The following is an 18,551-nucleotide window of genomic DNA, read 5'->3' on the forward strand; positions in this document are numbered from 1 at the left end:
TTTTCACGGCGCTGCGCCGCCCGCACGGAACGGAAAGTCCCGCACGGGTGGCGCAGCCGGGTCACGCGATTTCGCGTGTCACCACTTGGTGGTGTCCTGCTCCTCGTCCCGCGTGCGGATGAAGTCGCGCTCGGTCATTCCGGTCACTCCTTTCCATGCGCCGGGCGAATCCGCCCGAATTGCCACGTCGCGCGACAGCATGGCACGCCGCACAAGAGGCGGGCAATGTTCGAAGTCCACCCCGTTGAACATGAACGTCCCGCAATTGGCGCAGGTAATGTCGCGGCTGATCCGACGTGCAGGGGGTGAGGAGGAAATGACCGACGTGGAGTTCCACCAGATGCGGGAGAGGGGTTTCGTCCGGCTCCCCGGCCTGGCGGTGGGGGAGCTGGAGCGGCTCCGCCGGGCGGTGGAGCGGCTGGAGGGCATCGCCCGCGGCCTGACGGTCTCGACGGGGGACTTCGTCCTGGAGGCGCCCGGCATCGGCGGCTGGGCGGCCTGGCAGCAGGGGGCGAGGGGGCTGGCCGGGGTGCTGCGCTCGGTCGCCCACGCGCACGTCCACGCCCCCGAGCTGGACGCGGTGCAGCGTTCGCTGGAGCTGGCCGAGGGCCCCGTCGCCAGGGCCGTCGGCGCCCCGGGCACGCTGGTCAACGCGTTCCTGTGGGCCAAGCCGCCCGTGGTCGGCTCGGAGAAGCCCTGGCATCAGGACATGGCCTTCGCGCCGCCCGGCTTCGACGTCGAGGCGCACGGCGTGGTGACGGTCTGGATCGCGCTCGCCCCCGCCACCCGACGCAACGGCTGCCTGGAGTTCATCCCCGGCTCCCACCGGCTGGGCCTGCTGCCGCACACCGGGGACCGGGAGCGCCTGCCGGGCGAGCCGCCGCTGAAGCGGGCGGTCGAGCCGCACGTCCCCCAGGATCGGCTGCCGTCCGGCGTCGAGCCGGTCGCCGTGCCCCTCGACCCCGGCTCCGCCGTCATGTTCGACGGGATGGTGCTGCACCGGTCGGCGCCCAACACCACGGCCGCCCTGCCGCGCACCGCCGTCAGCTTCGTCTACCGGGTGCCGCGGCCGTCGTGGACGCGCGGGCCCGCTCCGGCCGCCGGCGGCGCCCGCCGGTGAGGTTCGGTGGCGGGATCCGGCGGTGTTCGAGCGCGCCGTCCGGCCGTGCCGTTCGACCGTGGAGATTCCGCGGTCGAACGGCGCGGTCAGGCCGCGTCCTCCTCCGCGTGCTCCTCCTCGAGGACGTAGAAGGCGGCGCCGTCGAGGTGACGGATGGTGTTCAGGTCGCGCTGGACGACCTCCTCCAGCTCGTGCAGCAGCGTCACGATGACCGGGTAGCCGAGGTCGTCGACCGTCCGGCGGATCCGCTCGCCCGGGCGGACCGGCGTCACCAGGTCGTGGAAGCTCTCCAGCGCCTTGATCTCCTCGATGCCCCGGTATTCGGCGAGCACGCCCTCCACCGGTGAGACCATGCCGACGATCACGCAGTGCCGCCGCACCGCGTACCGGCTCCCGGCCCGGGCGTGGAAGCGCTCGGGACGCGTGTAGGCGTCGACGGTCCACTCCAGCTGGGACTCGCCGATGCCCAGGGTGGCGCAGGCCGGGATGCCGCCGCCGGCGATCCGCGCCCCGACCTCCACCAGGCACGGTCCCTCCGGGGTCATCCTGATCTCCAGGTGCGCCGGTCCGTGCCGGATGCCGAGGGCGTCCAGGACCCCGAACGCGTACTCCTCCAACGGCGCGACGACCGGGTCCGCGGAGTCGATCAGGGCGAGGGCGTCGCACAGGTCCACGACGCCGTTCGCGCTGATCCGGCTGGTCCGCCAGACGTCGCACAGGTGGTGGCGGCCGTCCCGGCTGACGGTGTTCACCATGTACTCGGTGCCGGGCAGGTACTCCTGCGCCACCGCCCCGTCGTTGGGCCGGGAGAAGACGTCGTCGGCGCCGGCCAGCGCGCGGAAGGCCGCGACGGACTCCTCCGGCGCGTCGCAGAAGAACACCCCTTGGCTCGCGGCGCTGCGCGGCGGTTTGACGACGACGCGTCCGCCGAGCCCGCGATGCCAGGCGGCCAGCTCGGCGGCGTCGGTGACGCGCAGCTGCCGGGCCGCGCGCAGCCCGGCGGCGCGCACGGCCTCGATCATGAGGTACTTGTCGCGCCGGGCGGCGCTGAGGGCGGTGCCGTTGCCGGGCAGGCCGAGCCGCTCGGCGAGCAGGTCCGCCAGCTCCACCCCGATCTCGCCGCCGGCCACCACCGCGATCGGCCGATATTCCGCGACCGCGGCGACCGTGGCCGCCGCATCGCCGTCGTGGACGATGTCGGCGACGAAATCGCCGGGGTCGTACGGCGCCGACCGATACACGAACGGCACTTCACGCGTGCTCTGCACGCGCACGCAGGAGAATCCCCGATTGCGGAATTCCAGAACGAGCGAACGGGACGCGGCGTAGGCGTCGACCACCACAACGTGCGAACGGTCCTCGTTTTCTGCTGGCATATACGCCAACGTAGCCGCACCCGCCTCCCGGCGAAATCCGTTCAATATCCGCTCGGCTCGGACGGCGCGAAAACGGAGCAGGTCATGACACGATCCCCCACGGCGTCCCGCTCGCCGCACGTGGTCTCGATGCTGCTGTTCCTCAACGCCTTCGGCGGTTTTCTGACGCTGGTGGCCCTGTCCGCGCGGATCGGGGCGGTCACCGGGTCGGGCCTGCTCGCCGGGGCCGTGCTGAGCGCCCCGTGGCTGCCCGCGCTGCTGCTGGCCGGGCCGCTCAACCGGCTGCTGCACCGGCGCTCCCCCGACCGGCTCGTGCAGCGGGCCGAGGCGACGAGCCTGGCGCTCACCGCGGCGGCCCTGCTGGCCCCGGGCGGCGCGCTGCTCACGGCCGCCGCCGTCCTCATGCCGGTGCGCGGCTACTTCGAGGCGATCACCCGGTCGGCCGCGTCGGTCGTGCTGCGGCACGTCGTGGCGCCGGAGCGGCTGGACCGGGCCAACACCGCGGCCGAGATCGGCAAGCTGACCGGGCTCAGCGCCGGGGCGGCGCTGGCCGGCCCGGGCGCCGAGGTCCTGTCGCTGCGCGGCCTCATCGCGGTGAACGCGGCGACGCTGGCGCTCACCGCGCTCCTCGCTCGGGCGCTGCCGCCCGTCCCGCCGGCCGCCGAGGAGGGGGCCGCCGCGGCCGATGCGCGGCTGCGCGTCACCGACCCCTTGCTGCGCCTGCTGTTCGCCCGGTTCCTGCTGGTGGCGTTCTGGCAGGGCTTCCACACGGTGGCCGTCACCGTGATCCCGCTCCGCCTGCTGGAGGGCGGCCCCCGGCTGGTGGGGGCGTTCGTGGCGGTCTCGTCGGTCGCGATCTTCGCCGGCTCGCTCGTCGCCCTGCCGGTCCAGCGGCATCTGGGCCGGCTCCCCTCCTCCACCTGGGTGCTGGTCCCGATGCCGCCGCTGCTCGCGGCGGTGCTGGTCGCCCGGACGGCGCCGACGCTGGCGCTGTATGCGATCTTCCTGATGCTGTTCGAGGTCGCCTACGTCTACCACAACAACCGGCTGCTGGCCGCGGCCTCGGTCGAGGAGCTGCCGTCGGTGGTGACCCTCCGGGCCACGCTGCTGCCGCTGGGGGTGACGGTCTCCATCCTGGCCCTGGGCGCCCTCAACGACCTGGCGGGTCCGCAGGCCGCGGCCTTCGCCGTGGTCGCCGTCACCGTGCTGGTGACCGCGGCGGCCGGCGGCGAGGCCGCTCCGGGACGCCTCCTCGGCGGGACGAGGCCGGCCGGCGAGGGGGCGCCCCGGAAGGTGCCCGCGGCGGGTCGCGGTCAGGCGCCGACGTAGTCCGCCAGATGCTCGCCGGTGAGGGTGGAGCGGGCGGCGACCAGCTCGGCCGGGGTGCCCTCGAAGACGATCCGGCCGCCGTCGTGGCCCGCGCCCGGCCCCAGGTCGATGATCCAGTCGGCGTGCGCCATCACCGCCTGGTGGTGCTCGATGACGATGACGGACTTGCCGGAGTCCACCAGCCGGTCCAGCAGCCCCAGCAGCTGCTCCACGTCGGCCAGGTGCAGGCCCGTGGTGGGCTCGTCCAGGACGTAGATCCCGCCCTTCTCGCCCATGTGGACGGCCAGCTTGAGCCGCTGCCGCTCGCCGCCCGAGAGGGTGGTGAGCGGCTGGCCGAGGCCGAGGTAGCCCAGCCCGACGTCGACGAGCCGGCGGAGGACGGCGTGCGCGGCGGGCGTGCGGGTCTCGCCGGAGCCGAAGAACTCCTCGGCCTCGTTCACCGACATCGCCAGCACCTCGCTGATGTCCCGGCCGCCGAACTTGTACTCCAGCACCGAGGCGTCGAACCGCCTGCCCTCGCACTCCTCGCAGGTGGTGACGACCCCCGCCATCATCGCCAGGTCGGTGTAGATGACGCCGGCGCCCTTGCAGGCCGGGCAGGCACCCTGGGAGTTGGCGCTGAACAGCGCCGGCTTGACGCCGTTGGCCTTGGCGAACGCCTTGCGGATCGGGTCCAGCAGCCCGGTGTAGGTCGCCGGGTTGCTGCGGCGCGAGCCCCTGATCGGGGTCTGGTCGATCGACACCACGCCGGCCTCGGGCGGGATCGAGCCGTGGATGAGGGAGCTCTTGCCCGAGCCGGCGACGCCGGTGACGACGACGAGGACGCCGAGGGGGATGTCCACGTCGACGTTTCGCAGGTTGTGCTTGTTCGCGCCGCGGATCGGCAGGGTGCCGGTGGGCGTGCGGACGGTCTCCTTCAGCCCGGCCCGGTCGTCGAGGTGCCGGCCGGTGAGCGTGCCGCTGGCGCGCAGCCCCTCGACGGTCCCTTCGAAGCAGACGGTGCCGCCCGCCGCGCCGGCGCCGGGGCCGAGGTCGACCACGTGGTCGGCGATCGCGATCGTCTCCGGCTTGTGCTCCACCACCAGCACGGTGTTGCCCTTGTCCCGCAGCCGCAGCAGCAGCTCGTTCATCCGCTGGATGTCGTGCGGGTGCAGCCCGATGGTGGGCTCGTCGAAGACGTAGGTGACGTCGGTGAGCGGGGAGCCCAGGTGGCGGACCATCTTGACGCGCTGGGCCTCGCCGCCCGACAGGGTGCCGGAAGGCCGGTCCAGCGACAGGTATCCGAGCCCTATCTGCACGAACGAGTCGAGCAGGTGCTGCAGCTTGGCCAGCAGCGGCGCCACCGACGGCTCCTCCAGCCCGCGCACCCACTCGGCCAGGTCCCGGATCTCCATTGCGCAGGCGTCGGCGATGCTGATGCCCTTGATCTTCGAGGAGCGGGCTTCTGCGCTGAGCCGGGTGCCCTCGCACTCGGGGCAGGTCACGAACGTCACCGCGCGGTCCACGAACGCCCGGATGTGCGGCTGCAGCGCCTCCCGGTCCTTGGACAGCATCGACTTGCGCAGCCGGAGGATCAGTCCCTCGTAGGTGACGTTGACGCCGTTGGCCTTGACCTTGGTCGGCTCCCGGTACAGCAGGTCGTGCAGCTCCTGCTCGGTGTAGTCGCGGATCGGCTTGTCGGGGTCGAGGAAGCCCGACTCCATGAAGACGCGGCCGTACCAGCCGTCCATGCTGTAGCCGGGGACGGTGAGCGCGCCCTCCCGGAGCGACTTGGACTCGTCGTACAGCTCGGACAGGTTGAAGTCGGTCACCTGCCCCATGCCCTCGCAGTTGGGGCACATGCCACCGGTGCGGGTGAAGGTCACCTTCTCGGTCTTGGCGTCGCCGCGTTCGACGGTGATCGCACCGGCCGCCCGGACCGAGGCGACGTTGAACGAGAACGCCTGCGCCGGACCGATGTAGGGCCGCCCGAGCCGGCTGAACAGGATGCGCAGCATCGCGTGGGCGTCGGTGACGGTGCCGACCGTGGAGCGGGGGTTGGCGCCGATCCGCTCCTGGTCGATGACGATCGCGGTGGTCAGTCCCTCCAGGACGTCGACCTCCGGACGCGCCACCTGCGGCATGAACCCCTGCACGAACGCGCTGTAGGTCTCGTTGATCAGCCGCTGCGACTCCGCCGCGATCGTGCCGAACACCAGCGAGCTCTTGCCCGATCCGGACACGCCGGTGAACACGGTCAGCCGGCGCTTGGGGATCTCGACGCTGACGTCCTTGAGGTTGTTCTCCCGCGCCCCCTGCACCCGGATCACATCGTGACTGTCGGCGATGTGCGGTGCGGGCGATCGCTCCCCCGTCGTCGGGGCCGTGCTCATCACGCCTCCATCTCCTGGCCCAGAACCCGTCCTCGTCCGGTCCATCCCGTCAGCCTCGGACGCTTTTCTCGAGTCCTCCTCGAGGCGCCCTCGAAGGGAGGTCGAGAACGCCTCGAGGAGGACCCCGGGCTCAGCCGTCCTGCAGCAGGCCCAGCACGTTACCGTCCGGGTCTGTCACAGTGGCCACCAGACGACCGCCCCCCACGTCGTGGACGGGCTCCTTCACCGTGGCCCCCGCGGCGACCACCTCGGCCAGCTTCGCCTCGATGTCGGTCACGTGCCAGTAGGGGACCGAGGTGGTCATGCCCTGCGTCCCGGCCCCCGGCACCAGCCCGATGTGCTGGCCCGCGACGTCGAAGCCGACGTAGAAGTCCGCGTCGGTCTGCGGCTGGACCCCCAGCAGGGCGGAGTAGACCTTCTTGGCCGCGGCCAGGTCCGTCACGGGGTGCAGGACGGTCTTGATTCCCTGGTTGACGGAGTCGGACACGATCGCTCCCGAGATAGTCGCCTTCTTCTTCTGCGCCTGTTCTCCTGCGCCTGTTCTTCTGCGCCGCTCCGGCCGCCGCGCGGCCCATACGGAATCCGGTCGCCCCTCGCACGGCCGTGAGCATGCGCCGAAAAGGCCTTCATGGCCTTTGCCGCGTCATGCTAGAGACGCATTCCGTTCGGCGCCTCTTCATTCCCGTCCCGCTCGAGTGATCCTCCAGTCGTTTTCGAGCGGGCCTGATGGATTCCCTTGTCACACTGCGGCGCACCGAACCCCTTTCCGCACCCGTTCCGACCGGTGGACGGGGTGGACGGCCCGTTCCTCCCGCGCCGGCCGGACCGGCCGCACGCCCCCTGTCCCCTCGGATCCGTGCCACGAAAAGGGTTCTCCGCCCACGAAAGGGGAATTTTGTGAAAAAGTTCGTGATACTCGCCTCGGCGGCGGCGGTCGGCCTGGCCGGGTCGGCCTTCCCGCCGGTGGCGCAGGCGGCCGCGGCCAGACCGGCCGCCGCGAGCATCTCCTGGTCGCCGTGCCCGGACGACGACCCGATCCTCGGCCCCATGCTCCAGGGCCTGGAATGCGGCTCGCTGCAGGTCCCGCTCGACCACGCCGACCCCGGCGGCAGGAAGATCACCCTGGCGCTGACCAGGGCCAGGCACACCGCCCCCGAGGACCGGTACCAGGGCGTGGTGCTGCTGAACCGCGGCCTGTGGCCCGGCCCCATCGGCCGGGACCTGCCCACCCGGTACGCCACCGGCTCGACCGGGCTGGCGAAGGACGTCGCCGCCGCCTACGACTGGATCGGCTTCGACCCGCGCGGCGTCGGGGCCAGCCGGCCGGCGGTCGTCTGCGACCCCTCCTACGTCGATCCCGGGCACGCCCGGCCCGACCCCGTGCCAGCCACGCTCGCCCACGAGAAGAAGCTGGTGGGGCTGGCCCGCGCGTACGCCCTGAGCTGCGGCGACGCCCACGGCGACGTGCTCGGGCACCTCAGCACCAAGGACGTCGCGCGGGACCTGGAGCAGATCCGGATCGCGCTCGGCCAGGAGCGGATCAACTACCTGGGCACCGAGTGGGGCACCTACCTCGGCGCGGTCTACGCCTCGATGTACCCCACCCGGGTGCGCCGGATGGTGCTGGACAGCGTGGTCCGCCCCAGCGGGGTCTGGTACGACGGCAACCTCGACAAGAACGCGGCCTCGGAGAGGAACGCCGAGATCTTCTTCTCCTGGGTGGCCCGGCACGACTCGGTCTACCACCTGGGCACGACCGCGGCCGAGGTCGAGGCCAAGTACTACCAGGGGCAGGACATGCTCCGCGCGGCGCCGATCGACGGCCTGATCGGCCCGGCCGAGTGGCACGACTTCTTCGAACCGGTCGTCTACCGCAGCTGGTCGTGGGCCTCCCGGGCGCAGGTGCTCGCCGACTGGGTGCTGCGCAGGGACCCGACCTCGTTGCGGGCGAACTTCTCCCCGCCGGGCTGGCCGCACCACAACAAGCAGGCGATGACCAACGCGATCCAGTGCCTGGACGCCCGCTGGCCGCGGGAGTGGACGCGCTGGCACAACGACCACGCCGGCCAGTACGCCGCCGGCAACCGCTTCATGACCTGGACCAACGCCTGGTACAACGCGCCGTGCGCGTTCTGGCCCGTCTCCCCCGCCGAGCCCCAGCGGGTCGGCGCCTCCCGGCCGGACATCCTGCTGGTGCAGCCGGAGTTCGACACGGCGCACGGCGTCGCCGGCGCCCATGAGACGCACCGGCTGTTCCCCAACTCCCGGCTCATCCTGGAGCAGGGCGGCCACAACGTCGGCGCGGCGCTGTCGGCCAACGACAACGCATGCCTCAACGCCCACGTCAGCGACTACCTCCGGGACGGCACCCGCCCCGCCTCCCAGGCGGGCGTCGACGCCACCTGCCCCGCGCCCCCCGACCCGGTGCCGTCCCCCTGAGCGCACCGGATCTGCCCCGGCCCTTCGCCCTCGGGTATCGGGCGTCGCCGCGGCGATGCCCGATACCCGACGCGGTTGAACCGGCAACCTGAAAGATGTCCCACAATAAGACGGCTTCTTAGCGTGAAGTGCGTATCGCCCGATTCTTTGACATAAGGGTGAATACGCATATTTTGGCCGTTCTCTTGGGGATGCGGTGTGATCGCATGAGGATTCTCGTCACCGGCGGGGCCGGTTTCATCGGATCGCATTACGTGCGGACCATGCTCGAGGGGGGATATCCCGGCTTCGAGGAGGCCAGCGTCACGGTGCTGGACCGGCTGACCTACGCGGGGAACCGCGACAACCTCCCGGCCTCCCATCCGCGGCTCACCTTCGTGCGGGGAAGCGTCCTGGACCGCCGGCTGCTGCGCTCGGTGGTGGACGGGCAGGACGCGGTGGTGCACTTCGCGGCCGAGAGCCATGTGGACCGCTCGATCGCGACCGCCGCCGCGTTCGTCCGGACCAACGTGGAGGGCACGCAGGCGCTGCTCGAGGCGTGCCTGGCGGCCGGCGTGGAGCGGGTGGTGCACGTCTCGACGGACGAGGTGTACGGGTCCATCGAGGAGGGGGCCTGGACCGAGGAGTCCCCGCTGTCCCCCAACTCCCCCTACGCCGCCTCCAAGGCGGCCTCGGACCTGGTGGCGCTGGCGTACTTCCGCACCCACGGGGTGAACGTCTCGATCACCAGGTGCTGCAACAACTACGGGCCCTACCAGCACCCGGAGAAGTTCATCCCGCGCGCCGTCACCAACCTCCTCGAGGGACGCCCCGTGCCGGTGTACGGGGACGGGCGGCAGGTCCGCGAGTGGCTGCACGTGGACGATCACTGCCGGGCCGTGCACCGGGTGCTCGTCCACGGCCGGGCGGGCGAGGTATACCACATCGGAGCGGGCACGCCCGTGCCGAACCTGACGCTGGCGCACCGGCTGGCCGAGCTGTGCGGGGCGGGGCCGGAGATGATCCGGCACGTCACCGACCGCAAGGGCCACGACCGGCGCTACGCCCTGGACCAGACCAAGATCGAGACCGAGCTCGGGCACCGGCCGCTCATCCCGTTCGAGCGGGGACTGGCGGAGACCGTCGAGTGGTACCGGGACAACCCGCAGTGGTGGAAGCCGCTCAAGGAAGGCGACGAGCTGCCATGAACGCCACGGCGTCGCCGGTGCCGCGCTCGGACGCCGCGATCCGCGAACGGCTGGCGCGATCCCTCGCCGCGCCCGAGGGCGTCGACATCGCGACCTCCGACGTGCCGGGCTGGCTGGAGGCCCAACGGCGGTCCCGCGGGGCGACGGTCCGGCGGATCCCGTTCGCCGAGCTCGGCCACTGGTCGTTCGCGGCGGACACCGGCGACCTGCGGCACCGCAGCGGGCGGTTCTTCACCATCGAGGGGCTGCACGCCGTCCGGCCCGAGGTCCAGTGGCGGCAGCCGATCATCGTGCAGCCGGAGATCGGCGTCCTCGGCATCCTGGCCAAGGAGTTCGACGGGGTGCTCCACTTCCTCATGCAGGCCAAGCTGGAGCCCGGCAACCCCAATCTGGTGCAGCTGTCCCCCACCGTGCAGGCCACCCGCAGCAACTACACCAAGGCCCACGGCGGGGCGGCGGTGAAGTACCTGGAGCACTTCCTCGACCCGGACCCGGAACGGGTGATCACGGACGTGCTGCAGTCCGAGCACGGCGCCTGGTTCTATCGCAAGCGCAACCGCAACATGATCGTCGAGGCGACCGGCGACGTGCCCGTCGAGGAGGGGTTCCGCTGGCTCACCCTCGGGCAGATCGCGGCGCTGCTCCGCGCGGACAACGTGGTGAACATGGACGCGCGCACCGTGCTGGCGAGCGCCCCGCTGGCCCGGCCCGAGCCGGCGGCGCTGTCGTCGGACTCCGCCCTGCTGTCGTGGTTCACCGGGGAACGGGCCCGTCATGACCTCCGGGTCCGCCGGACGCCCTTGCGGGAGGCGACCGGCTGGCGTCGCGACGAGCACTCCATCCACCGCCCCGACGGCAGGTTCTTCCGGGTGGTGGCCGTCGCCGTCGAAGGGGCGGACCGGGAGGTCCCCGGCTGGACCCAGCCGCTCATCGAACCCGTGGGGCCGGGGATCGTCGGCTTCGCCTGCCGCCGGTTCGGCGGCGTGCCGCACGTCCTGGTGCACGCGCGCGTCGAGGGCGGGCTCCTTGAGGCGGTCGAGCTCGCCCCGACCGTCCAGTGCACCCCGGCCAACTACGCCCATCTGCCGGCCGAGCGCCGCCCGCCCTTCCTCGACCTGATGCTGAACGCCTCCCCCGACCGCGTCCGGTACTCGGCGGTCCACTCCGAGGAGGGCGGCCGGTTCCTCAACGCCGAGAGCCGCTATCTGATCGTCGAGACCGACGAGGCCACGACGCCCGCGCAGCCCCCGCCGGGCTATCACTGGGTCACGGTGGACCAGCTGAACCTGCTCTCCGGGCGCGGCCGCCATGTCAACGTGCAGGCCCGGAGCCTGCTCGCCGTCCTCGCCACCGGCGCGGTCGACCTCGCCCGCCCGCCCGGCTGAGCCCGGGCATCGAGCCCGGACACAGATCGGGCCCCGCCGTCGGAGCCGGGAGGGCCGGCGGCGGGGCCCGTGCGCCGCGAGGGAGGTCATCGAGCGGCGGAGGTCACTGGGAGGCGGCGAGCCGGGAGGTCATCGGGGTCCAGTTCTTGGGGTTGACGCGCCAGTCCACCGGCTCCTGCCGGGTGGCGACGTTCATGCGGTTCCACAGGTTGACCAGGCCGATGTGGATGACCAGGGCGCCGAGCTCCCGCTCGGTGTAGTGCCGGGCGGCCTCGTCCCAGACCTCGTCCGGCACCGGGTCCTTGTCGTCGGCGATGCGGGTGACGGCCTCGGCCAGCGCCAACGCGGCGCGCTCGGCCGGGGTGAAGCAGGACTGCTCCCGCCAGGTCTCCACCAGGGGGAGCCGGTGGTCCTCCTCCCCCGCCTCCTCGAATTCGCGCTTCTTCATGGGGATCTGGACCGGGCGCCCGTTGATCTGGCTCACCCGCAGGTGAACGAGCACGAGCGTGCGCAGCGGAATGCCGACGTCATTGATGGCCTTGACCAGATCGCGCAGCGGCTGCAGCGCACCGGGAACGACCAGCGAGGGGTTGGACATCCGTGGTGACATCGAAATTCTCCTTCGAAGCGGACTCGCAGAAAAGCCTGCCCCCGGCGCGTTTACCGCTCAAGACCCGAAAATCCCCATTCGAGCGAACTTCTGGTTTTTCACGGCGCGGGCGAGGGCCTGGTGCAGCCGGCCGTCCTCGGTCTGTCCGGCCTCCCACTGCACGCCGAGCGCGAACGGGTGGTCCGGCAGCTCGACGGCCTCGACGGTCCCGTCCTCCGCCCAGGCGGTGGCGAGGAGGCCGGAGCCGAGCCGGTCGACGGCCTGGTGGTGGCGGCAGGCCGACTCCGGCTCCCGCTCGTCGAGGATGTCGGCGATCCGGCTCCCCGGACGCAGCCGCAGCCGGTGACGGCCGAACTCCCCGGGCCGCGGCGGGCGGTGCCCGTCGTGGCCGACGACCTCCGGCAGGTGCTGGTGAAGGGTGCCGCCGCGGAGCACGTTGAGCAGCTGCATGCCGCGGCAGATCCCCAGGACGGGCAGTCCCGCGTCGAGCGCCGCCCCCACCAGCCGCAGCTCCACGCGGTCGGCGTCCGGCCCCGCCGCGCGGGTCGCCGGGTGCGCGGCCCGGCCGTACAGCGCCGGGTCCAGGTCCGGGCCGCCGGGGACGAGCAGGCCGTCGATCCGGTCGACCAGCCGCTCCGCGCCGGGCAGCAGCGACAGCAGCACGGGCGTGCAGCCCGCCGCCGCCAGCAGGTCCAGGTGCGCCTGGAGCGCGAGGCCGACGAGCAGCTCACGGCCCTGCAACGCGACCGGGGCGGTCCGCGCGCAGATCCCGACCACCGGCCGCACGGCGGCGGCCGGATCGCTTGCGGTCGAATGCATGACTCCCTCCGGGCGCCGGGTTCAACTGAGGAGACGACACAGATGAAACAACCGCTTCCCTCGTGCGCCGTCACCGCCAAAAATAGTCACGCGCGCATCTGCGGAACCACTGCGGACCGCTGTTCAAAACCGATCCGGTCACCCCTACTGAACGGAATGACGCACCTGATACCACAGGTGCCGGAGACATTTTTGTCCCCTATCGATCCGGTTCATTCCGTGCAGCAGAGGTGACCATGATCGAGGTCAGGAACCTCACCAAACGCTACGGCGGCAAGACCGCCGTGGAAGACCTGTCGTTCACCGTCGAACCCGGCCGGGTCACCGGGTTCCTGGGCCCCAACGGCGCGGGCAAGTCCACCACCATGCGGCTCCTGCTGGGGCTGGACCGGCCCGACGGCGGCGACGCCGTCATCGACGGCAGGCGCTACCGCGACCTCCCCCGGCCCATGCGGGTGGTCGGCGCGCTGCTGGAGGCGCGCGCCTTCCACCCCGGCCGCAGCGCCTACGACCACCTGCTCTGCCTCGCCCAGAGCCAAGGGCTCGGCCGGCGCAGGGTCGAGGAGGTCCTCGAGCAGGTCGGCCTGGCGGACGCGGCGCGCCGGCGGGCCGGCGGCTTCTCGCTCGGCATGGCGCAGCGGCTCGGCATCGCCGCCGCGCTGCTGGGCGACCCCCGGGTGCTGATCCTGGACGAGCCGCTCAACGGGCTGGACCCCGAGGGCATCGTCTGGATCCGGAACCTGATGAAGGGGCTGGCCGCGGAGGGCCGCACCGTCTTCGTCTCCAGCCACCTGATGAACGAGATGGCCGTCACCGCCGACCATCTCATCGTCATCGGCCGCGGCCGGCTGGTCGCCGACTGCTCCACCGAGGAGTTCATCGAGCGCGGCGCCGGACGTGTCATCGTGGTCCGGACCCCCGACCGGGACCGGCTCGCCGCGCTGCTGCGGGCCGAGGGCGCCGTCGTCACCGAGACCGACGCGGACGAACTGGAGGTCGCCGGGCTCCAGGCACCCCGCGTCTCCGAGCTCGCCGCCGCGGCCGGCCTGGTCCTGCACGAGCTCGCGCCCCGGCGCGGCTCGCTGGAGGACGCCTTCATGGAATCGACCAAGGACCTCGTCGAGCACGGCGCCGACGCGACCGCCACCGGAGGTGCGAAGTGACCGCCACGACCGCCGCCGTCTCCGCCCCCGCCGCCGAGACCCGGGCAGCGGGTTTCGGGGCGCTGCTGCTGTCGGAGTGGACGAAGATCCGCTCCGTCCGCTCCACGCTCTGGTCGCTCGTCCTGCTGTTCGCGCTCACCCAGCTGTTCACCGTGCTGTTCATCCAGATGGGCGTCGCGAACTGGGACAAGGCCGAGCCGGCCCAGCGGGCCGCCATCACGCTCGACCCGACCGGCACCATCCTGGGCAGCGGCATCCTGCTCAGTCAGCTCGCGATCTGCGTGCTGGGGGTGCTGGTCGTCACCGCCGAGTACTCCACCGGCATGATCCGGGCCAGCCTGCTCGCGGTGCCCACGCGGGTGCCGATGCTGGCGGCCAAGGGCGCGGTCTTCGCCTCGCTGGTCCTGGTGGTGGGCGAGCTGACCGCGCTCTGCTCCTTCCTCATCGGCGCGCCGATCATCCGCCAGAAGGTGCCGGTCGGGCTCGGCGACCCGGGCGTGCTGCGGGCCGTGCTCGGATGCGGGCTCTACCTGGCGGTGCTCAGCCTGTTCGCGCTGGCCGTCGGCGCCATCGTCCGGCACACCGCGGCCGGGATCACCGTCGTCATCGGCCTCGTCCTGGTGATCGCGCCGATGGCGAATCTGCTGCCCGGCGACGCGGGCCGGTACGTCCGCGGCTCTCTCCCCACCGAGGCCGGGCGTCTGATCACCCAGCAGCACCCCGCCGAAGGCGACGTGCTGGGGCCGTGGCAGGGCCTGGGGGTGATGGCGCTGTGGACGGCGGTCCTGCTGGTCGTCGCGGCGGTGCTGCTGCGCCGCAGGGACGCCTGACCTCCCCCGCGGCGCGGTCCAGGAGGCGTCCACCTGCCCTCGACCGCGGCTGAAGCCCGCCCTGCGACGCTCGTCGAAAGCGGCAGCGGAGAGGAGCGCTCAGCATGGCTCACAGCAACGGGCAGGCCGTCCTGATCACGGGTGCTTTCGGTCCCCTCGGCGCGCACGGCGGCCAGGCGGCGCACGACGGATTCGACCTGAAGAACTTCGAGCGGCTGCCGGCCCGCGACATCCCGATCGACTCGCTGTCGTCCGGGATCCGCCTGCGCCAGGGCGGGATCGACGCCGCGCACGTCCAGTCGCTCGTCGACGCCGCGGAGTCGGCCGAGCTGCCGCCCATCCTCGTCCAGGCGGACGGCTGGCGGGTCATCGACGGGCTGCACCGGCTGGAGGCCGCCAGGCTCCGCGGCGACCACAGCATCAAGGCGCGCTTCCTCGACTGCACCGACTCCGAGGCGCTCGTCATCGCCATGAAGGCCAACGGCGCGCACGGGCTGCCGCTGTCGAAGGCCGACCGGCTGGCCGGGGCCCAGCGCGTCCTGGCCGCCCACCCCGACTGGTCCGATCGGGCCATCGCCGGGATCACCGGGCTGAGCGCGAAGACGATCGCCTCGCTGCGCCGCCGGGTGGCGGGCGGAACGCCGCCCGGCGGCAAGCGCATAGGCCGGGACGGCAGGCGCCGCCCGGTGTCCCCCGGCGAGGGCAGGCGACGGGTCGCCGAGTACATCGCGGCCCACCCCGACGCCCCGCTGCGCCAGGTCGCCAAGGCCACCGACGTGTCGCTCGGCACGGTGCACGATGTGAGCGTGCGGCTCCGGCAGGGCATCAGCCCCGAGCGGAACGGGCGCCGGGCCGCGGCGCGGCCGCGCCCCGAGCGGCCCGCAGAGCGCACGCCGGGCCCGGAGCCCGCCGCGGCGCCGGGCGACGGGCGGGCGCGGCTGCGGGTGGCGGGGGGCACCGCCGTCCGGCCGCGGCGCAGGAACCACGTCGAGGCCCCCCTCACCTGGGCGGCGGTGGCGGCCAAGATGGCCAACGACCCGGCCGTCCGCTACAGCGCGAGCGGCCGGCAGTTCCTGCGGTGGATGGAGTCGCACGCCACCGAGCCCGACGGCGGCTGGCGGCAGTTCGTCGACGCCGTCCCCCCGCACTGGCTCAGCGTCATCGCCCCGATCGCCGACCGCATCGGCCGGGAGTGGAGTCTGTTCGCCGAGCAGCTGCGGAACAGGCAGGAGATCATGCAGTGACCCCCGGGCGGTCCCTGGAGGGGCCGCCGGGAGGTCACGGGTGCGACCGGGCCGGCGCCGCGACCGCCGCCCGACGACGGTCCGCCGTCCGTCGCCGGCCGTCGACGGCGGGGCGCAGGGTGGCAGCGGCGCATCCGGGGTCGGGCGCGACGGCGGCGGGGGGCTCCAGCTCGGGCAGCGCGAGCAGGACCGGCGGGTCGGTCGGCCGCCGGGGACGCAGCCGCATCGCCGCGCTCGTGACCCCGTCCGCGACGACGGTCACCGACAGGTGGCTCCCCACCAGCGGGGTCCGCCGGGACCGCGCGTCGGGGCCGACGCCGTCGGCCACCGCCACCGCGAGCAGATGCCAGCTCCCCTCCGGGACGCCCGGCAGGGAGTAGCAGCACGGCCGGCCGCCGGGGACGTCGACGACGACCGAGGCGACGCAGGGGTGCTGGACGATGGGGGTGCGGAAGGCGCCCAGGTACACGCGCGCGTTCCCGTGGCCCTCCGGCAGGCTGATCGTCCCCGCGACCGAGCCGAGCCCGGATCCGGTGCCGGGCTGCGGGCTGGGGAAGCCGATCTCCCCGGCGCGCACCAGGCGGCGGAACCGGCCGGGAGAGACCCCGACGCTGGCCGTGAAGTAGTTGGTGAACGAGCCCAGGCTGTTGTACCCGACCGCGCCGGAGATCTCGGTGATGCTCATCGAGGTGCGCGCGATCAGGCGCTTGGCCTCATGGATGCGGACGGCGGCCAGGAAGCGGCCGGGGGTGAGACCGGTCTCCTCCTTGAACAGCCGGGCGAAATAAAAACGGCTGAGCAGCGCGCTCTCGGCGATGTCGGTGAGCGTCAACGGCTCGCTGTAGCGCTCCCAGATGCACTGGATCGCTCGTTCGACTGCCTTGTCCATCTGCACCTCACCACGTTTCCGCCGGATCAGCAGGATGTCCCCCCGGCGTCGCGCTCGGCTCGAGCGGCGCTCGCGGCCGGCGGAGTGGGCAAACGAGAAGATGGCGGCACGTCGCGGCGCGCGCACGGTGGAAGGCGTAACCGGCTTTCACCCCCTTCACGGCACAAGGGAGCGCACATGACCGTGAGCGAGCAGATCCCCGTGGCGGCCTTGGGCCCGGCGGCGCCGGACGCCGCGCCGGTCCCGCCCACGACCAGGGACCGCGCCCGGCGGCTGCTGGAACTGCGCAGCCGGACGGTGCGCGGGGACGAGCCGGCCACCGAGCGACAACACCGCAAGGGGAAGCTGACGGCGCGGGAGCGGCTGGACCTGCTGCTCGACCCCGGCTCCTTCACCGAGTTCGACCTGTTCCGGCGGCGGGTGTCCGGCTCGGCGGCCGACGGGCCCCCCACCGACGGGGTCGTCACCGGCACCGGCACCGTCCACGGGCGCCGGGTCTATGTCTACGCGCAGGACTTCCGCGTCCTCGGCGGCTCGCTGGGCGAGGTGCACGGCGCGAAGATCCACAAGGTCATGGATCTGGCCCTGGCCGCCGGGGCCCCGCTGATCGCGCTCAACGACAGCGGCGGGGCGCGGATCCAGGAGGGCGTGACCGCGCTCGCCGGTTACGGCGGGATCTTCCGCCGGAACGTCCGGGCCTCGGGGGTGATCCCGCAGATCAGCGTCGTCCTGGGGCCGTGCGCGGGGGGCGCGGCCTACTCCCCCGCCCTGACGGACTTCATCTTCATGGTCCGCAAGACCTCGAACATGTTCCTCACCGGGCCGGAGGTCATCAAGACCGTGACGGGGGAGACGGTCACGCACGAGGAGCTGGGCGGGGCCCGGGTGCACGCGGAGTCCTCCGGTCTGGCGTCCTTCGTCTACGACGACGAGGAGTCCTGCCTGGAGGACGTCCGCTACCTGCTGTCGCTGCTGCCGTCCAACAACCACGAGCCTCCCCCTTCGGGCGATGCCGGCGACCCGGTGGAGCGGCGCTGCCCCCGGCTCGCCGACATCGTGCCGGCGAACCCCAAGGTCCCCTACGACGTGCGCGACGTGATCGCCGAGATCGTCGACCACGGCGAGTTCATGGAGGTGCACGAGCACTGGGCGGCCAACCTCGTCTGCGCGCTGGCCCGCATGGGCGGCCGCACGGTCGGGGTGCTGGCCAACCAGCCGCTCGTCCGCGCCGGGGTGCTGGACATCGAGGCGTCCCAGAAGGGCGCCCGGTTCGTGCAGATGTGCGACGCCTTCGGCATCCCCCTGGTCACGCTCGTCGACGTCCCGGGTTTCCTGCCCGGCGTGGACCAGGAGCACCACGGCGTCATCCGGCACGGAGCCAAGCTGCTGTACTCCTACTGCAACGCGACCGTCCCCCGCGTGCAGGTGATCCTCCGCAAGGCCTACGGCGGGGCGTACATCGTCATGGACTCGCGCTCGATCGGCGCCGACCTGTCCTTCGCCTGGCCGACGAACGAGATCGCGGTGATGGGCGCCGAGGCCGCGGTCGGCGTCCTCCATCGCAGGGAGCTGGCCTCCGCCGACGATCCCGAGGGGCTCAGGGCCCGGCTCGTCGCCGAGTACGCCGAGGAGCTCATGCACCCGTACTACGCGGCGGAACGCGGCCTGGTCGACGACGTGATCGACCCCGCGGACACCCGCTTCATGGTCATCCGGGCGTTGGAGGCGCTCAGCGAGAAGCGGCCGGAGCTGATGCCGCGCAGGCACGGGAATCCGCCGCTTTAGGCG

Annotated in this window: 16 protein-coding genes; 9 read left to right on the forward strand and 7 right to left on the reverse strand. The window is 72.5% G+C overall.

Annotation, left to right across the window (positions count from 1 at the left end):
• Positions 1–78: 78 nt before the first annotated feature.
• Positions 79–240: a hypothetical protein gene (locus EIO00_RS24210; protein ID WP_161602724.1), complete on the reverse strand. Its 162-nt coding sequence runs from the start codon at positions 238–240 to the stop codon at positions 79–81.
• A gap of 76 nt (positions 241–316) precedes the next feature.
• Here EIO00_RS24210 and EIO00_RS14655 point away from each other — a divergent pair, with 76 nt between their 5' ends.
• A complete protein-coding gene (locus EIO00_RS14655) occupies positions 317–1,120 on the forward strand; it encodes a phytanoyl-CoA dioxygenase family protein (protein WP_161602725.1) in 804 nt (267 codons plus the stop codon).
• An 86-nt stretch (positions 1,121–1,206) separates the two neighbouring features.
• Here the strand turns inward: EIO00_RS14655 and EIO00_RS14660 are convergent, their stop codons facing one another.
• Positions 1,207–2,496 (reverse strand): ATP-grasp domain-containing protein, encoded by a 1,290-nt coding sequence (locus EIO00_RS14660; RefSeq protein ID WP_140179274.1) that lies wholly within the window; start codon positions 2,494–2,496, stop codon positions 1,207–1,209.
• Positions 2,497–2,580: 84 nt separating this feature from the next.
• On the opposite strand from EIO00_RS14660, the gene EIO00_RS14665 reads away from it, so the two are divergent.
• Entirely contained in the window at positions 2,581–3,825 is a 1,245-nt protein-coding gene (locus tag EIO00_RS14665; protein ID WP_140179276.1) for an MFS transporter, read from the forward strand.
• On the opposite strand, the gene EIO00_RS14670 is transcribed toward EIO00_RS14665, so the two are convergent.
• Both EIO00_RS14670 and EIO00_RS14675 read right to left on the reverse strand, forming a co-directional pair.
• Positions 3,810–6,197, reverse strand: a complete 2,388-nt coding sequence (locus EIO00_RS14670; protein WP_140179278.1) for an ATP-binding cassette domain-containing protein — start codon at positions 6,195–6,197, stop codon at positions 3,810–3,812. The two genes, EIO00_RS14665 and EIO00_RS14670, sit on opposite strands and share 16 nt — an antisense overlap.
• Before the next feature lie 130 nt (positions 6,198–6,327).
• Positions 6,328–6,684, reverse strand: a complete 357-nt coding sequence (locus EIO00_RS14675; protein WP_140179279.1) for a VOC family protein — start codon at positions 6,682–6,684, stop codon at positions 6,328–6,330.
• Between the two features lie 410 nt (positions 6,685–7,094).
• Between EIO00_RS14675 and EIO00_RS14680 the strand changes: the two genes are divergently transcribed.
• The 3 genes from EIO00_RS14680 (at position 7,095) to EIO00_RS14690 (ending at position 11,208) form a co-directional block, all read left to right on the forward strand.
• The gene (locus tag EIO00_RS14680) at positions 7,095–8,636 is read left to right on the forward strand and encodes an alpha/beta hydrolase (protein ID WP_206664142.1); all 1,542 of its coding nucleotides are present in this window, start codon (positions 7,095–7,097) and stop codon (positions 8,634–8,636) included.
• A gap of 206 nt (positions 8,637–8,842) precedes the next feature.
• Positions 8,843–9,823 carry a dTDP-glucose 4,6-dehydratase gene (gene rfbB, locus EIO00_RS14685; RefSeq protein ID WP_140179283.1) on the forward strand — a complete coding sequence of 327 codons (981 nt, stop codon included), beginning with the start codon at positions 8,843–8,845 and terminating at the stop codon, positions 9,821–9,823.
• A complete protein-coding gene (locus tag EIO00_RS14690; RefSeq protein WP_140179285.1) occupies positions 9,820–11,208 on the forward strand; it encodes an NDP-hexose 2,3-dehydratase family protein in 1,389 nt (462 codons plus the stop codon). Before rfbB ends, EIO00_RS14690 begins: the two co-directional genes overlap by 4 nt.
• Positions 11,209–11,311: 103 nt before the next feature.
• Here EIO00_RS14690 and EIO00_RS14695 read toward each other — a convergent pair whose 3' ends face one another.
• Entirely contained in the window at positions 11,312–11,818 is a 507-nt protein-coding gene (locus tag EIO00_RS14695; protein WP_140179286.1) for a carboxymuconolactone decarboxylase family protein, read from the reverse strand.
• A gap of 57 nt (positions 11,819–11,875) precedes the next feature.
• Positions 11,876–12,637: a gamma-glutamyl-gamma-aminobutyrate hydrolase family protein gene (locus EIO00_RS14700; protein ID WP_140179288.1), complete on the reverse strand. Its 762-nt coding sequence runs from the start codon at positions 12,635–12,637 to the stop codon at positions 11,876–11,878.
• A 236-nt stretch (positions 12,638–12,873) separates the two neighbouring features.
• On the opposite strand from EIO00_RS14700, the gene EIO00_RS14705 reads away from it, so the two are divergent.
• From EIO00_RS14705 to EIO00_RS14715, 3 genes are all read left to right on the forward strand, one after another.
• A complete protein-coding gene (locus tag EIO00_RS14705; protein WP_140179290.1) occupies positions 12,874–13,800 on the forward strand; it encodes an ABC transporter ATP-binding protein in 927 nt (308 codons plus the stop codon).
• Positions 13,797–14,630 carry an ABC transporter permease gene (locus tag EIO00_RS14710; protein ID WP_140179293.1) on the forward strand — a complete coding sequence of 278 codons (834 nt, stop codon included), beginning with the start codon at positions 13,797–13,799 and terminating at the stop codon, positions 14,628–14,630. The genes EIO00_RS14705 and EIO00_RS14710 overlap by 4 nt, the downstream gene beginning before the upstream one ends.
• Before the next feature lie 104 nt (positions 14,631–14,734).
• The gene (locus tag EIO00_RS14715; RefSeq protein WP_140179295.1) at positions 14,735–15,874 is read left to right on the forward strand and encodes a ParB/RepB/Spo0J family partition protein; all 1,140 of its coding nucleotides are present in this window, start codon (positions 14,735–14,737) and stop codon (positions 15,872–15,874) included.
• Positions 15,875–15,908: 34 nt separating this feature from the next.
• Here EIO00_RS14715 and EIO00_RS14720 read toward each other — a convergent pair whose 3' ends face one another.
• Complete coding sequence (locus EIO00_RS14720; protein ID WP_140179297.1) at positions 15,909–16,763, reverse strand: helix-turn-helix domain-containing protein; 855 nt, start codon at positions 16,761–16,763, stop codon at positions 15,909–15,911.
• Between the two features lie 177 nt (positions 16,764–16,940).
• On the opposite strand from EIO00_RS14720, the gene EIO00_RS14725 reads away from it, so the two are divergent.
• Positions 16,941–18,548: an acyl-CoA carboxylase subunit beta gene (locus tag EIO00_RS14725; protein ID WP_140179299.1), complete on the forward strand. Its 1,608-nt coding sequence runs from the start codon at positions 16,941–16,943 to the stop codon at positions 18,546–18,548.
• Positions 18,549–18,551: the final 3 nt, after the last annotated feature.

Origin of the sequence: Thermomonospora catenispora (assembly GCF_006363815.1) — a bacterium.
GTDB classification, from domain to species: Bacteria; Actinomycetota; Actinomycetes; order Streptosporangiales; family Streptosporangiaceae; genus Thermomonospora; species Thermomonospora catenispora.